Annotated in this window: 10 protein-coding genes; 8 read left to right on the plus strand and 2 right to left on the minus strand. The window is 60.9% G+C overall.

What is annotated here, in order from left to right; genetic code table 11:
- Positions 1 to 217 precede the first annotated feature (217 nt).
- The 8 genes from glpD to ACIQY3_RS13145 all read left to right on the plus strand — a co-directional run bounded on the left by glpD (position 218) and on the right by ACIQY3_RS13145 (position 9,184).
- A complete protein-coding gene (gene glpD, locus ACIQY3_RS13110; protein ID WP_403019842.1) occupies positions 218 to 1,756 on the plus strand; it encodes a glycerol-3-phosphate dehydrogenase in 1,539 nt (512 codons plus the stop codon).
- 444 nt (positions 1,757 to 2,200) lie between these two features.
- Positions 2,201 to 3,115 carry a glutamate/aspartate ABC transporter substrate-binding protein gene (locus tag ACIQY3_RS13115; protein ID WP_403019844.1) on the plus strand — a complete coding sequence of 305 codons (915 nt, stop codon included), beginning with the start codon at positions 2,201 to 2,203 and terminating at the stop codon, positions 3,113 to 3,115.
- Between the two features lie 193 nt (positions 3,116 to 3,308).
- Entirely contained in the window at positions 3,309 to 4,055 is a 747-nt protein-coding gene (locus ACIQY3_RS13120) for an amino acid ABC transporter permease (RefSeq protein ID WP_265040648.1), read from the plus strand.
- Positions 4,055 to 4,726, plus strand: a complete 672-nt coding sequence (locus tag ACIQY3_RS13125) for an amino acid ABC transporter permease (RefSeq protein ID WP_403019846.1) — start codon at positions 4,055 to 4,057, stop codon at positions 4,724 to 4,726. Before ACIQY3_RS13120 ends, ACIQY3_RS13125 begins: the two co-directional genes overlap by 1 nt.
- On the plus strand, positions 4,723 to 5,457 hold the full coding sequence (locus tag ACIQY3_RS13130; protein ID WP_403019847.1) for an amino acid ABC transporter ATP-binding protein: 735 nt from the start codon (positions 4,723 to 4,725) through the stop codon (positions 5,455 to 5,457). The genes ACIQY3_RS13125 and ACIQY3_RS13130 overlap by 4 nt, the downstream gene beginning before the upstream one ends.
- Before the next feature lie 162 nt (positions 5,458 to 5,619).
- Entirely contained in the window at positions 5,620 to 7,521 is a 1,902-nt protein-coding gene (locus tag ACIQY3_RS13135; RefSeq protein WP_403019850.1) for an ATP-binding protein, read from the plus strand.
- Entirely contained in the window at positions 7,518 to 8,846 is a 1,329-nt protein-coding gene (locus tag ACIQY3_RS13140; RefSeq protein ID WP_054045232.1) for a sigma-54 dependent transcriptional regulator, read from the plus strand. The genes ACIQY3_RS13135 and ACIQY3_RS13140 overlap by 4 nt, the downstream gene beginning before the upstream one ends.
- An 8-nt stretch (positions 8,847 to 8,854) precedes the next feature.
- Positions 8,855 to 9,184 (plus strand): GlpM family protein, encoded by a 330-nt coding sequence (locus ACIQY3_RS13145; RefSeq protein ID WP_403019983.1) that lies wholly within the window; start codon positions 8,855 to 8,857, stop codon positions 9,182 to 9,184.
- Between the two features lie 10 nt (positions 9,185 to 9,194).
- Here ACIQY3_RS13145 and ACIQY3_RS13150 read toward each other — a convergent pair whose 3' ends face one another.
- Positions 9,195 to 13,331: a dermonecrotic toxin domain-containing protein gene (locus tag ACIQY3_RS13150; protein WP_403019851.1), complete on the minus strand. Its 4,137-nt coding sequence runs from the start codon at positions 13,329 to 13,331 to the stop codon at positions 9,195 to 9,197.
- Positions 13,279 to 14,289 carry a hypothetical protein gene (locus ACIQY3_RS13155; protein WP_403019852.1) on the minus strand — a complete coding sequence of 337 codons (1,011 nt, stop codon included), beginning with the start codon at positions 14,287 to 14,289 and terminating at the stop codon, positions 13,279 to 13,281. The genes ACIQY3_RS13150 and ACIQY3_RS13155 overlap by 53 nt, the downstream gene beginning before the upstream one ends.
- Positions 14,290 to 14,440 lie beyond the last annotated feature (151 nt).

The following is a 14,440-nucleotide window of genomic DNA, read 5'->3' on the forward strand; positions in this document are numbered from 1 at the left end:
GAGCGGGCTTGCTCGCGAATACGCGCGCCCAGGCGACACACCGTCTGCGGCTTTCCGCACATCTAAATGTTCGTAAATTTTCCTTTAACCGCCCTTCGATCAGTATTTTCAATCGAAGTTGACTGGCTGTGGGCGGCTTTATGGGCTACCATTTTCGCAAATGAACATTAATGTTCGAATTCCAATATCGAAAATCATAAAAGCCCGAGGCCAGCCGATGCCCACTTCTACCTTGCCTACGCCCCCTCTCGCCGAGGTCTACGATATCGCCGTCATCGGTGGTGGGATCAATGGCGTGGGGATCGCAGCGGATGCCGCCGGTCGCGGCCTTTCGGTGTTCCTTTGTGAAAAAGACGATCTGGCCAGCCACACCTCGTCGGCCAGCAGCAAGCTGATCCACGGCGGCCTGCGCTACCTAGAACATTACGAATTCCGCCTGGTGCGCGAAGCCCTGGCCGAACGCGAAGTGCTGTTGGCCAAGGCCCCGCACATCGTCAAGCAGATGCGCTTCGTGTTGCCGCACCGCCCGCACCTGCGTCCAGCGTGGATGATCCGCGCCGGCCTGTTCCTTTATGACCACTTGGGCAAGCGGGAAAAACTGGAAGGCTCGAAAAGCCTGAAGTTCGGCCCGAACAGCCCGTTGAAAAGCGAAATCACCAAAGGCTTCGAATATTCCGATTGCTGGGTCGACGATGCCCGCCTCGTGGTCCTGAACGCCATGGCCGCTCGCGAGAAAGGCGCCCACGTTCACACACAGACCCGTTGCGTCAGCGCCCGTCGCGCCAAAGGCCTGTGGCACCTGAACCTGGAACGTGCCGATGGCAGCCTGTTTTCGATTCGCGCCAAGGCGCTGGTGAACGCCGCCGGCCCATGGGTCGCCAAGTTCATTCGTGACGACTTGAAAATGGATTCGCCTTACGGCATCCGCCTGATCCAGGGCAGCCACCTGATCGTGCCGAAACTGTACGAAGGCGAACACGCACACATTCTGCAAAACGAAGATCAGCGCATCGTCTTCACCATTCCGTACCTGAACCACTTCACCCTGATCGGCACCACCGACCGCGAATACACCGGCGACCCGGCAAAAGTGGCGATCACCGAAGGCGAAACCGATTACCTGCTCAAAGTGGTCAATGCCCACTTCAAGAAGCAAGTCAGCCGCGACGACATCCTGCACAGCTATTCCGGTGTACGTCCGCTGTGCAACGACGAATCCGACAACCCGTCGGCCGTGACCCGCGACTACACCCTGGCGTTGTCCGGCAGTGGTGAAGAAGCCCCGTTGTTGTCGGTGTTCGGCGGCAAGCTGACCACCTACCGCAAACTGGCTGAATCGGCGCTGGCGCAACTGGCCCCGTACTTCACCCAGATCAAGCCAAGCTGGACCGCGACCGCCACCCTGCCCGGCGGCGAAGACATGACCACGCCACAAGCCTTGTGCGCGAAGATCCGTGACACCTTCGATTGGGTGCCTACCGAGATCGCCCGCCGCTGGGCCACCACCTACGGCAGCCGCACCTGGCGCATGCTCGAAGGCGTGCAGAACCTCAGCGACTTGGGCGAACACATCGGCGGCGGGCTCTACACCCGCGAAGTCGATTACCTGTGCAGCGAAGAATGGGCCACCACCGCCCACGACATCCTGTGGCGTCGCAGCAAACTCGGGTTGTTCACCACTCCGGACGAACAGCAGAAGCTGGTGGATTACCTGAGCAAGGTTGTTCAGAACCGCAGCAAGATCGAAGCGGCCTGATCGGGAAACCGGTTAAACAAAAGCCCCTGAATCGTGAGATTCAGGGGCTTTTTGCATTCTTGAACCCAACACAGATCCCCTGTGGGAGCGGGCTTGCTCGCGAACGCGGTGTGTCAGTCGACATTGATTTAGATGACACACCGCATTCGCGAGCAAGCCCGCTCCCACAGGGTTATGTGCAAGGCATGGCATTCGGTTTTCCGAACACGACCCGTCGGTCGATTCGGTTTACCGGATTACTCGGCGGTAGATTCAACGCCACAAATATTTAATACCCTTATAAATCAATGATTTGACTCATACCGCCTGGCCTGGCACGAGTCATGCTCTACACTCTTGGACGAATGTATTGTCGTGCCGACCCTCCGGGTGCCGCCACGCATTCGAAGCACAAAAGGGCCGACGAACTGGCTCCATAAAAAAAACAATGTCGAGGAAAATTTGATGCGCATCGTTCCCCATATCCTGGGCGCAGCCATTGCTGCCGCTCTGATTAGCACTCCAGTTTTCGCTGCCGAACTCACCGGCACACTGAAGAAGATCAAAGAGTCCGGTGTGATCACCCTCGGGCATCGTGACGCTTCCATTCCGTTTTCCTATATCGCGGACGCCTCCGGCAAGCCGATGGGCTACTCCCACGATATCCAGCTGAAAATCGTCGAAGCCATCAAGAAAGACCTCGACTTGCCGAACCTGCAGGTCAAATACAACCTGGTCACCTCGCAAACCCGTATCCCGCTGGTGCAGAACGGCACCGTGGACGTCGAGTGCGGCTCCACCACCAACAACGTAGAACGTCAGCAGCAAGTTGACTTCTCCGTCGGCATCTTCGAAATCGGTACCCGCCTGCTGTCCAAGAAAGGCTCCGCGTACAAAGACTTCGACGACCTGAAAGGCAAAAACGTCGTGACCACCGCGGGCACCACGTCCGAGCGCATCCTCAAGTCGATGAACGCCGACAAGCAGATGGGCATGAACGTCATCTCCGCCAAAGACCACGGCGAGTCCTTCCAGATGCTGGAATCGGGCCGCGCTGTTGCCTTCATGATGGACGACGCCTTGCTGGCCGGTGAAGCCGCCAAAGCCAAGAAGGCTGATGACTGGGCCGTTACCGGCACTCCACAGTCCTACGAAATCTACGGCTGCATGGTTCGCAAGGGCGACGAGCCGTTCAAGAAGGCCGTGGATGACGCCATCAAGGCCACCTACGCTTCGGGCGAGATCAACAAGATCTACGACAAGTGGTTCATGCAGCCAATTCCGCCAAAAGGCCTGAACCTGAACTTCCCGATGAGCGACGAGCTCAAGGCCCTGATCGCCAATCCGACCGACAAAGCGGCTGACGACAAGAAATCCTGATTCCTGACTAACCTTATCTCCTGAAAGGGCCACTGCCCTTTCAGGGGTTTGTCACTCCCTGCTGGCATTTTTTGGAAACACTCGAACCGGTGGCTGTCGAGCCGATCGCGTGTGCCTGACCTTCAAGATCAGGCGGGAACGGAGCTTCCCCAGGCGGGCACTTGTACATTGATCGATCCGAGGGGAGACCCTAATGAATTACAACTGGGACTGGGGCGTGTTCTTCAAGTCCACCGGCGTGGGCAGCGAGACTTATCTCGACTGGTTCATCTCCGGCTTGGGCTGGACCATCGCCATCGCCGTCGTGGCCTGGATTATCGCGCTGACGCTGGGCTCGATCCTGGGTGTCATGCGTACCGTGCCGAACCGCGTCGTATCGGGCATCGCGACCTGCTACGTCGAACTCTTCCGTAACGTGCCGCTGCTGGTTCAGCTGTTCATCTGGTACTTCCTGGTGCCCGACCTGCTGCCGCAAAACCTGCAGGACTGGTACAAACAAGACCTGAACCCGACCACCTCGGCCTACCTGAGCGTTGTCGTGTGCCTGGGTCTGTTCACTGCAGCTCGGGTCTGCGAACAAGTGCGCACCGGCATCCAGGCGCTGCCCCGCGGCCAGGAATCCGCCGCCCGCGCCATGGGCTTCAAGCTGCCGCAGATCTACTGGAACGTGCTGCTGCCCCAGGCCTACCGGATCATTATTCCGCCGCTTACCTCGGAATTTTTGAACGTGTTCAAGAACTCGTCCGTGGCCTCGTTGATCGGCCTGATGGAGCTGCTCGCGCAGACCAAGCAGACCGCCGAGTTCTCCGCCAACCTGTTCGAAGCGTTCACCCTGGCCACGCTGATCTACTTCACCCTGAACATGAGCCTGATGTTGCTGATGCGCCTGGTCGAGAAGAAAGTCGCCGTACCGGGCCTGATCTCCCTAGGGGGTAAATGATGGAATTCGACTTCTCGGGCATCGTTCCGTCCCTGCCGGGCATGTGGAACGGCATGGTCATGACCCTGCAATTGATGGCACTGGGCGTGGTCGGCGGGATCATCCTCGGCACGATCCTGGCGCTGATGCGCCTGTCCCACAACAAACTGCTGTCGAACGTTGCTGGCGCCTACGTTAACTATTTTCGTTCGATCCCGTTGCTGCTGGTGATCACCTGGTTCTACCTGGCGGTACCGTTCGTGCTGCGCTGGATCACCGGCGAAGACACGCCGATCGGGGCGTTCGCCTCGTGCATCGTGGCGTTCATGATGTTCGAAGCCGCGTACTTCTGCGAAATCGTCCGGGCTGGCGTGCAGTCGATTTCCAAGGGCCAGATGGGCGCTGCTCAGGCCTTGGGCATGACCTACGGCCAGATGATGCGCTTGATCATCCTGCCGCAAGCGTTTCGCAAGATGACCCCGCTGTTGCTGCAACAGAGCATCATCCTGTTCCAGGACACCTCGCTGGTGTACGCGGTCGGCCTGGTGGACTTCCTCAATGCCTCCCGCGCCAGTGGCGACATCATCGGTCGCTCCAACGAGTTCCTGATCTTCGCAGGGCTTACGTACTTCACAATCAGCTTTGCCGCCTCGCTGCTGGTCAAGCGTCTGCAAAAAAGGTTTGCCGTATGATCTCTATCAAGAACATCAACAAGTGGTATGGCGACTTCCAGGTGCTGACTGATTGCAGCACCGAGGTCAAAAAAGGCGAAGTGATCGTGGTGTGCGGGCCTTCCGGCTCGGGCAAATCGACCCTGATCAAATGCGTCAACGCCCTGGAACCGTTCCAGAAAGGCGACGTGGTAGTCGATGGCACGTCCATCGCCGACCCGAAGACCGACCTGCCGAAATTGCGTTCGCGCGTTGGCATGGTGTTCCAGCATTTCGAACTGTTCCCGCACCTGTCCATCACCGAAAACCTGACCATCGCGCAGATCAAGGTGTTGGGCCGCAGCAAGGAAGAAGCCACCAAGAAAGGCCTGCAACTGCTGGAGCGCGTCGGCTTGTCGGCCCACGCCCACAAGCACCCCGGCCAACTCTCCGGTGGTCAGCAACAGCGTGTGGCGATTGCCCGTGCGCTGGCGATGGACCCGATCGTCATGCTGTTCGACGAACCGACCTCGGCGCTGGACCCGGAAATGGTCAACGAAGTGCTCGACGTGATGGTGCACCTGGCCCACGAAGGCATGACCATGATGTGCGTGACCCACGAAATGGGCTTCGCCCGCAAAGTGGCCGACCGCGTGATCTTCATGGACCAGGGCAAGATCATCGAAGACTGTCCGAAAGAAGAGTTCTTCGGCGACATCAGCGCCCGCTCCGAACGTGCGCAGCACTTCCTTGAGAAGATTTTGCAGCACTAAGAAAGGCACCGCTCCCCACCTGTGGGAGCGGGCTTGCTCGCGAAGACGGCGGCACATTCGACATCGATGTGACAGATACACCGCTTTCGCGAGCAAGCCCGCTCCCACAAGGGACTGCGGCGATTCACAAGCAAGTGTTGTGGTTGACCCAAGGCATCTGTGATGAAATGCGACCCCACTCTCTATCGCGCAGCGCCGCCATCACTCGCCGTGAAACCCCGTCTGATTCGCCATCTGTTCCTGCCGCCGCTGGTCATCGCCCTGATGATCGGGTTGGGTTATATCGGCTTCTGGGTCAGTGAACACTACGGGATCCGCAGCCTCAGCGAGAACGGCCAGCGTCAGTTGGAACTGCACGCCCGCGCCGTCGAGAGCGAGATCAGCAAGTACACCTACCTGCCCAGCCTGCTGGAACTCGAATCGAGTGTTTCACAGCTGCTGGACGACCCGACCCCGGAAACCCGGCAAACGGTCAACGATTACCTCGAAGGCCTGAACCGGCGCAGCCGCAGTCGGGCCATCTACGTCATGGACACTACCGGCCGCGTGCTGGCCACCAGCAACTGGCGCGATGTCGACAGTTACCTCGGTGAAGACCTGTCCTTCCGCGCCTATTTCCAGAACGCCGTGCGCGGTCAGCCGGGGCGCTTCTACGGCATCGGCAGCACCAACGGCGAACCCGGTTATTACCTGGCCCACGGCCTGGAAGAACACGGCAAGATCATCGGCGTCGCCGTGGTCAAGGTTCGGCTGGAAGCCATGGAGGAACGCTGGCAGCGTGCCCGCCTCGAGGCCTTCGTCAGCGACGAGAACGGCATCATCATTCTCTCCAGCGATCCGGCACGGCGGCTCAAATCCGTGGTGCCGCTGAGCGACGAAACCAAGGAAAAACTCGCCCGCAGCCTGCAGTACTACTGGTTCCCGCTGAACGAATTGCAACCGCTGGCCCGGGAAACCCTGGCTGAAGGCGTGGAGAAACTGACCTTCCCCGCCAACAGTGAACTGGCCTCCGACGAACAGGACATCACCTACCTGGCCCAGACCCGGCCCTTGAGCGACACACCGTGGAATTTCACCCTGCTCACGCCCCTGGCGGATTTGCGCCGGGAGGCGGTTAATCAGGGGATTCTGGTGGCGGTGGCGTTTGCCCTGGTGGCGTTCCTGCTGATCGCCTGGAACGAGCGGCGCAAGGTTATCGCCACCCGCCTCGCCGCCCGGGAAGCCTTGCAGGAAGCCAACAATCAACTGGAGCGTCGGATTACCGAACGCACCACTGACCTGCGCGCCAGCAACGAACGGCTCAAGGGCCAGATCCGCGAAAGGCGCCAGGCCGAAGAGACGTTGCGCCGGGCCCAGGATGAACTGGTCCAGGCCGGCAAACTGGCGGCCATCGGCCAAATGTCGACCAGTATCGCCCACGAATTGAACCAGCCACTGGCCGCGCTGCGGACCTTGTCCGGCAACACCGTGCGCTTCCTGGAGCGCGGTCAACTGGACGTCGCCAGCACCAACCTGAAAACCATCAACGAATTGATCGACCGCATGGGCCGCATCACCGCCAGCCTGCGCTCCTTCGCCAAGCGCGGTGATGACAAGGGCCAGGCCAGTCTCGGCAAAGCCGTGGACGCGGCGTTGCAGTTGCTCGGCAGCCGCATGGAAAGCGCGCATCTGGACCTGCATCGCGATTTCAAAGACGTGCAAGTGCAGATCGATCAGACCCGGTTGGAGCAAATCCTGGTCAACCTGATCGGCAACGCCCTCGACGCCATGCAAGCCCAACCACTGCCGGCGCTATGGCTGGAAGGCGAAGAGTACGACGGCAAATATCGCCTGCGGGTACGCGACAACGGCCACGGTATCGACGCCGAAGCGCGCAAGCATCTGTTTGAACCGTTCTTCACCACCAAACCCGGCGAACAGGGCCTGGGCCTCGGCCTGACCCTCTCCGCCAGCCTGGCCGCGGCCACCGGCGGTCACTTGGGTGTCGAGCACCCGGCCAGCGGTGGTACCACCTTCGTCCTCAGTTTACCGTTGGTAAGCCCCACTCCCGCCGAGCCAATATGAACAACGACCTTAGTGTACTGATCGTCGAAGACGACCCCCATGTGCTGCTCGGCTGCCAACAGGCGCTGACCCTGGAAGACATTCCCTGCGTCGGCGTCGGCAGTGCCGAAGAAGCCCTGGAGCGGGTCGGCGACAACTTTGCCGGGATCGTCATCAGCGACATCCGCCTGCCGGGCATCGATGGCCTCGAACTGCTGACCCGCCTCAAGGCGCGCGACCGCAGTCTGCCGGTGGTGCTGATCACCGGTCATGGCGACATCTCCATGGCGGTCGGCGCGATGCAGAAAGGCGCCTACGATTTCATGGAGAAACCCTTCTCCCCGGAACGCCTGGTGGACGTGGCCCGCCGCGCCCTGGAGCAACGCAGCCTGGCTCGGGAAGTCTCGTCGCTGCGTCGGCAACTGGCGGAGCGGGATTCCCTGGAAGGCCGGATCATCGGTCGTTCGCCGGCCATGCAGAACCTGCGGGAACTGATCGCCAACGTCGCCGACACATCGGCCAACGTGCTGATCGAAGGCGAAACCGGCACCGGCAAGGAACTGGTCGCCCGCTGCCTGCATGATTTCAGTCGGCGCCACACCAAACAGTTTGTCGCGCTGAACTGCGGCGGCCTCCCGGAAAACCTGTTCGAAAGCGAAATCTTCGGCCACGAAGCCAATGCTTTTACCGGCGCCGGCAAACGGCGGATCGGCAAGATCGAACACGCCGATGGCGGAACGCTGTTCCTCGATGAAGTGGAAAGCATGCCCCTGCCATTGCAGATCAAACTGCTGCGGGTGTTGCAGGAACGCACCCTCGAACGCCTCGGTTCGAACCAGAGCGTAGCCGTGGATTGCCGGGTGATTGCGGCGACCAAGTCCGACCTGGACGAGTCGAGCAAAAAGGGCGAATTCCGCAGCGACCTGTATTACCGCCTCAACGTGGTGACCCTGGAATTGCCACCGCTGCGGGAACGTCGCGAAGACATCCTGCAACTGTTCGAACACTTCCTGCAGCAGTCATCCCTGCGCTTCGACCGCGCGGTGCCGGAGCTGGATAACCAGACCCTCTCCAACCTGATGAGCCACGACTGGCCGGGCAACGTGCGGGAATTGCGCAACGTCGCCGAGCGTTTCGCCCTCGGCTTGCCGGCCTTCAAAAAGTCCGGCGCCAGCGGCAGCAATCAGGGCCTGGCTTTCGCCGAAGCGGTGGAAGCCTTTGAACGCAACTTGCTGAACGACGCCTTGCAGCGCAGCGGCGGCAACCTGACCCAGGCCAGCCTGGAACTGGGAATGGCCAAGACCACGCTGTTCGACAAAGTCAAAAAGTACGGGCTGAGCCACTGATGGACCTGATACTCAAAGCCGCCCTCGGCGCGGCGGTGGTGCTGATCCTCGCCGCGCTGGCCAAGACCAAAAACTATTACATCGCCGGGTTGGTGCCGCTGTTCCCGACCTTCGCCCTGATCGCGCACTACATCGTCGGCAAGGGCCGTTCGCTGGACGACTTGAAGACCACCATCGTGTTTGGCATGTGGTCGATCATCCCGTACTTCGTGTACCTGGCCACGTTGTATGTGATGGTCGACCGCATGCGCCTGGAAGCTTCGCTGGCCGTGGCGGCGGTGGCCTGGTTGATGGCGGCCAGCGTGCTGGTGTCGGTGTGGGTCAGGTTGCACAGCTGACCCACCACATTTAGAACACCCCCTCGAAATACTGGATCGCCAACGGCTTGCTGATCGGTCCGCGCCAGATCGGATCGACCACCGCTCCGCTTTCGGCCTGTTTTTGCTGCCACTTCAAACCGAGGTTGCGCTGCTCGGGGGTTTTCAAGTGCGCCTTTTCAAACCGGTTGAACACCGGGTTGGCCGATCCGTAATGAAAATGCGCATACCACACGGGGCGTGGCGCGCTCTGGGTCAAATCGAGTATTTCGAATTCTTGCAAAAAGTCCGGTCGGCCATCGGCACGCCTGCCCAGGTCAACCAAGGTACCGACCTTGCGGATTTCAATCAGGGGTTCTCCGGGAATCGCCGCTTGCTGCAAATAGTCCAGGTAGCCCTCGGTTGGCGTCCTGCTTTTCAATGTTTGCGAAATCCGCATCTCACGTCCTTTCTGGATCAAGCCCTGCGCCTTGGCATTCAGTTGCGCGATGAGCGGGTCCTGCGCCGCCACCCGGCCGATCCGCTGTGCGCGCAAGCGCAATTCCGCCGCTTCGCTGGTCAGCATGTATTCAAGGTCGACCGGCAACATGTTCTGACGCGCATAACCATCGACCTTCAACCGGTACTCATCCAGCGCCGCCAGACGCTGCCGCGCTTCGGCCAGCACCACCTGACGGCTGACGAAGGTGTCTGGCTGCAGAGGGCTCGCTGGCACCTGGCGTCGGTACTTGCCGGCGCTCGAAGGCAACCAGTGCTCAACCTGTCCGTCTTCGCCGGCAATCGTAAAGCGGGTCTGCCGGGTCATCAGATCGACCTCTTTGGTGCCGACCAGCAGGCGATTGCCATCGGTTTCAAAGATTTCCTTGCCACTGTTTTTCGCATTCGCGGACGGCTTGATGCCGTTCTTGATGCCGTGGCGCGCATGGCGGCTCATCTTGTTCAACTGGTCCAGCGTCGGCGCCACCCACGTCAAGTCGAAGTGCTGCCCATAACCCGCCGTCCACACTCTGAGGTCGCGGGCAAACTGTTCGTACACCTCCAGGCACTCGTTCAATATCTGGTTGCGCCGATGCACATTGGCCAGGACATCCGGCAGGCTGTTTTGCGTGTTCAGCGCCTCGAAAACCTTGGCCCGGGCCAGTCCCACCCGCTCATGCAGGTACGCCCACGACGGGTCGAACATCCGGTCGTAGCGAGTGACCATGGGCAAATGGTTCAGGGTCTTGATGTAATCACGCTGGGCTTCGGACAACAGCGTGTCCATTCGTTCCAGGTCTTCGGCAACCTTGGACTTGTCCGCGCGAACTTTCATCCGCCGACGCCACAGATCGAGCTGCTCCATGTGGGCGTCAATCTGTTGCATTTCGTGGATCATCTTCGTGCGCAACAACCTTATTTGCCGGCCAAAGTGCAAGGTGGCCTGGACGCTGCCGGCCGGCAAATGACTCATCTGTTCGGTAATGGCGTTGATGTCGGCCAAGTAAAACAGGCATCGATCCCGGGACAGATCGGTGCGGTGCAGGGTCCGTTCGACCACCACCATCGCCGACTGGCTTAAAATTTCCTGGGTGCCCTGGCGTCGATTACCACGGCTCAGGGGCAGCAACTCACTGGCCTGGGTATAACGCTGGGTGGCCAGTGCAATATCGCTGGCACATCCCGCGTCGATCGCATCCCGGGTCAAGCGACGACCAGCATCATCACTGTCAAAATAGCGCTGGAGGGCCGCATTGTGGTTTCGATGCTGGCCGTCGATTTGCAGCGACAGGCCATCAATCGTATTTTCCAGCCGGCGCTGATGCCGGGCAGCCTGATCCGTCAACCAGCGCGGCAACCATCGACGAATGAACGCAGGCCAGATCGGCGCAACGCTGTCGGCCAGATGCCCGGCCAGATTGCCGCCTCCCGCCAGTCCCTGATCGAACAACGTGCCGTGTACGGCGAAATAAGTGTCCCAGCGCCCCGCCTCGTTCAGGGCGATCGGCTGCTGGTAGGCACGGCGCCGGGTGCCGAACAGGCGCAGGGTGCGGTCCAGCAACCGCACCTGATAAATCCGCCCCTGATGAATAATGAAGTCGCCGAGGGGGTGCCGGAACACATTGCGATAAAGGCCTTCGCTCGCCGACTGCAGGCCGGCCAGGGAAATCTCCCCCTCGTATTCATAGCCCTCGAACCGGTCCTGCAGCCGCCGGGCCTTGCGCAAGGTCGGGCGATGGAACGTGGCGACGCGGTTCGCCTGACGTTGCCGGGTCAATCCTCGGGCCAGGCTCGGCCCCGCGGCAACACCGGGCAAGATGTCCATGGCCGCGTCGATCAGCGACAACAGCACCGATTCAAGTTGCGCCAGGCCATGCCCCACTTCGCCACGCAAGAACGCCGCGACCGCCTGATTGGCGCTGTCCCAGGCGTCGTAAAGGGCAATCGCGCCGCCCACGAACGGCACCATGCCCATGGCCATTTTCAGGTAATTGAACATTACCCCTCCCTGCAAAGCGTAGTGCTCCAGGTACAACGCGGTGTTGGAGCGCGACGTCGCACGGTGCGCTTCGATCAGACGGCCCATGTGGGCGTTGAGCAGATGCGCCGCCAGCGAGGTGGTCGCCGGCCACGGCTCGGCTGCGCCGATCAAGGCGTCGTAATTGATCTTGCGCGCCTGGTTGATTCGACTGAGATGACGGCTGTGATCGCCCTTCAAGGCGCGGCCCGCCAGGTAATCGACCATCTCCGGGCGCAGGCACAGGTTGAACAGCAGCTCACGGGCCAATTCCAGTGTGGCGCGCTGATAGAAAAACCGATTGTCAGGACTGTCGGGCAGGTACAGCAACGTCACCCCGCTAACCTGTTCTTCGATAAACGTCACCCCCGACAATCCGGTCGCGCCGTCCTGGGTATCGGCCCCGCCGACGGTCAGGCTGGCCGGGCGCAACACAATGCGTTGGCCATTGGCGGCGAACGCTTGCGCGGAACTGGCGTCGATAGCGGTGCGCAGAATCTGCCAGCCGTCCGCTTCAATATGACGTTGCAACAGGACCGAATCGCCGCGCAGGTTCAGCATCAGGCGGAAGGGTTCGACCAGGCATTCACGGCGATACTCGTTACTGAATGCGGTCGCCGTCGACGAGCCCATGAACGCGCGGTAAATCAGCCCCTCGTAGTGCCCGGCCAGGTCCAAGTCGGTCGCCAGTGCGCGCAGGTATGACGGTGTGATGCCGTAGATCAGTGCGGCGCGTTCAGCTGTCGAATCGTTTCTGACCTCGACCTTCATGAACGTCATTCGCCACCACAGCGCCTGATCGATATTGATGTTCGCCAGTTGGGCAATCGATAACCGGCTGCGCTGGGCACTGGCAATCAAAATACTCTTCTGCGGCGTACCTGGCGCCGCCCCCTCCACCACGATCCTTTGCCAAGTGGTCGAGTCCGGCAGGTCGAGGGTGATGCTGAAGTCGTGCTTGAGCGAAAAGTCCTGGCGCAGACGTTCATCCACGCGCTTGCGATTGAAATCATCGCGGTGCGGCAGGTCGCGCTCGATCAGTTCATGGGAGCGTTTCATCGCCGCGATAAATGCCTTGATCGACGCCTTGAGCCGCGAGCGTTCAGGGGCGGACGCGCGACCGAGCCATTGCGGCAAGTGCCCGGCCAGGGCGTGGGTCTGCTGCAGTTCGAGGATGTCCGCGTAGGCCTGTTCGCGAATTTCATGCACCGACACGCCAAGTGCATCGACGGTTTCCAGTACGCATTTTTCCAGTTCGACCCGGCGCTGTTCCGAATGGGATGGCGCCGGGTAGTCGGTCAGTAATGCGGCGACTTGCTGTTCACAGGCATACAACTGGTTCTGCAAGCCCTGCTCGAAGGGATCGCTGTCCACGGGTGTCAGGTGCAAGGTCAGCCCGGGGTCGATGGCGTGCAGTTTGAAGACGGCCTGTTCCAGTGCCCGACGGGATTCAAACCGTTGCAACCCACCAGAACTGCCGGGCCAGTAAAGCAGCAAGCTGTGGCCCGAACCTTCACGGGTGATGACCAACGGTCCGTCCAGCGCGCCATGCTCCGCGTCACCGAGTGACAGGCTCAAACGGGCGGCGGTCACGGTCAACGTACGGTCGGCGCGCTTGGGGTTATCCAGTACGGCCTCGAGCCAAGCGTGTTCTTCGTCGCTGAGGTGCTGCAACAGCCCGTTGCACCGCGGCTTCGGCTCGCAAGCCCGCGAGCCGGGCCTGATACAACGCAGCGTAATGCGCGTTGGGCCGCTGGCGCAGTTCCAGCATTCGCGTGGCCGGGCTGCGGTTGAGCAACGCGGTGGCGGCGGTGTTGGCTTCTTCTTCGGCGCGGTGCAGCGCGTCGAAGTGTTCCTGAAGCGGCAGCAGACGGTTTCGATCCGGTACGCCGTGGGCATCATCGAGCAAGGTTTCGATGGCCAGTCGTTGCTGTTCCAGTGCGCGGCGGCGATCGCCCAAGGTCACGTCGGCATCCAGCGCACCGAACAGCAAGGTGGCGTCCTCATCGTCGTCCGACGCGAACTCTCTGCCACCCGGTGGCGCGGTAAAAAAAACTTGGGTGCGGCGCTGCCGATCCAGTTCATCCGCGTCTTCCAGCGCCGTGGCGACTTGTTCCGCGACGCTGCCTTCACGGGTCCGACGCAGGCGTTCCAGTTGGGCTTCGAGGCAATGCGTACGCCAGCGCGTGACGGCCGCCAGCACTGGATCGTGTTGGGAGCTGTCGGCCAGCGTTTGCTGTGCCTTCAATGGCTCTGCATCCGCCTGCCCTTGTGCGAAGGTCAACTGCGCGGCGGCGTCGAAGTGCGCGCGAAACAATTGCGTCGCCCGCTCCCACCGCGACACCGCCGTGCCTGGCGCCCGCGCTGTCCACCAGGCGTCCCATTGCTGGCTCAGCCGGATTCTCACCTCCAGGCCTTTGAGTTGCTCCAGCAACTGCGCGGGCGCAGCGTTGCGGGAAATCGAACTGCGGACCTGCGGCGAGTCCGCCATGAGTTCAAGTAACTGCTGGCGACAATCTTCCCAGCGCGCCGAAGCGGCCAGAAACAAGCGCTCGTCGCGGCGCGGCCGGTCCTTGAGGGCATCGAAACGTAGGTCGTGGATTGTTGCGAATTTGCCGGGTTGTCTGTCCATCCGTGGGCCTGGTCATGCGCTCGGCGAGGCCGATCCTCACCGTTGATGGCTGCATTAGAAGGATTCGGCGACCACGCCGTGCGGTACATAGTTATCGCACCCGTTACTCGACGTGTCGGCTGGCCCGACGCTTGCATTTACCCCCAATGCC

Source organism: Pseudomonas sp. NPDC096950, from assembly GCF_044762525.1.
Lineage (GTDB): Bacteria > Pseudomonadota > Gammaproteobacteria > Pseudomonadales > Pseudomonadaceae > Aquipseudomonas.

Bases quoted from the DNA above. Each gene is read 5' to 3' on its own strand.
- glpD (WP_403019842.1), top strand. From the start codon at position 218: ATGCCCACTTCTACCTTGCCTACGCCCCCTCTCGCCGAGGTCTACGAT.
- ACIQY3_RS13115 (WP_403019844.1), top strand. From the start codon at position 2,201: ATGCGCATCGTTCCCCATATCCTGGGCGCAGCCATTGCTGCCGCTCTG.
- ACIQY3_RS13120 (WP_265040648.1), top strand. From the start codon at position 3,309: ATGAATTACAACTGGGACTGGGGCGTGTTCTTCAAGTCCACCGGCGTG.
- ACIQY3_RS13125 (WP_403019846.1), top strand. From the start codon at position 4,055: ATGGAATTCGACTTCTCGGGCATCGTTCCGTCCCTGCCGGGCATGTGG.
- ACIQY3_RS13130 (WP_403019847.1), top strand. From the start codon at position 4,723: ATGATCTCTATCAAGAACATCAACAAGTGGTATGGCGACTTCCAGGTG.
- ACIQY3_RS13135 (WP_403019850.1), top strand. From the start codon at position 5,620: ATGAAATGCGACCCCACTCTCTATCGCGCAGCGCCGCCATCACTCGCC.
- ACIQY3_RS13140 (WP_054045232.1), top strand. From the start codon at position 7,518: ATGAACAACGACCTTAGTGTACTGATCGTCGAAGACGACCCCCATGTG.
- ACIQY3_RS13155 (WP_403019852.1), bottom strand. From the start codon at position 14,289: ATGGACAGACAACCCGGCAAATTCGCAACAATCCACGACCTACGTTTC.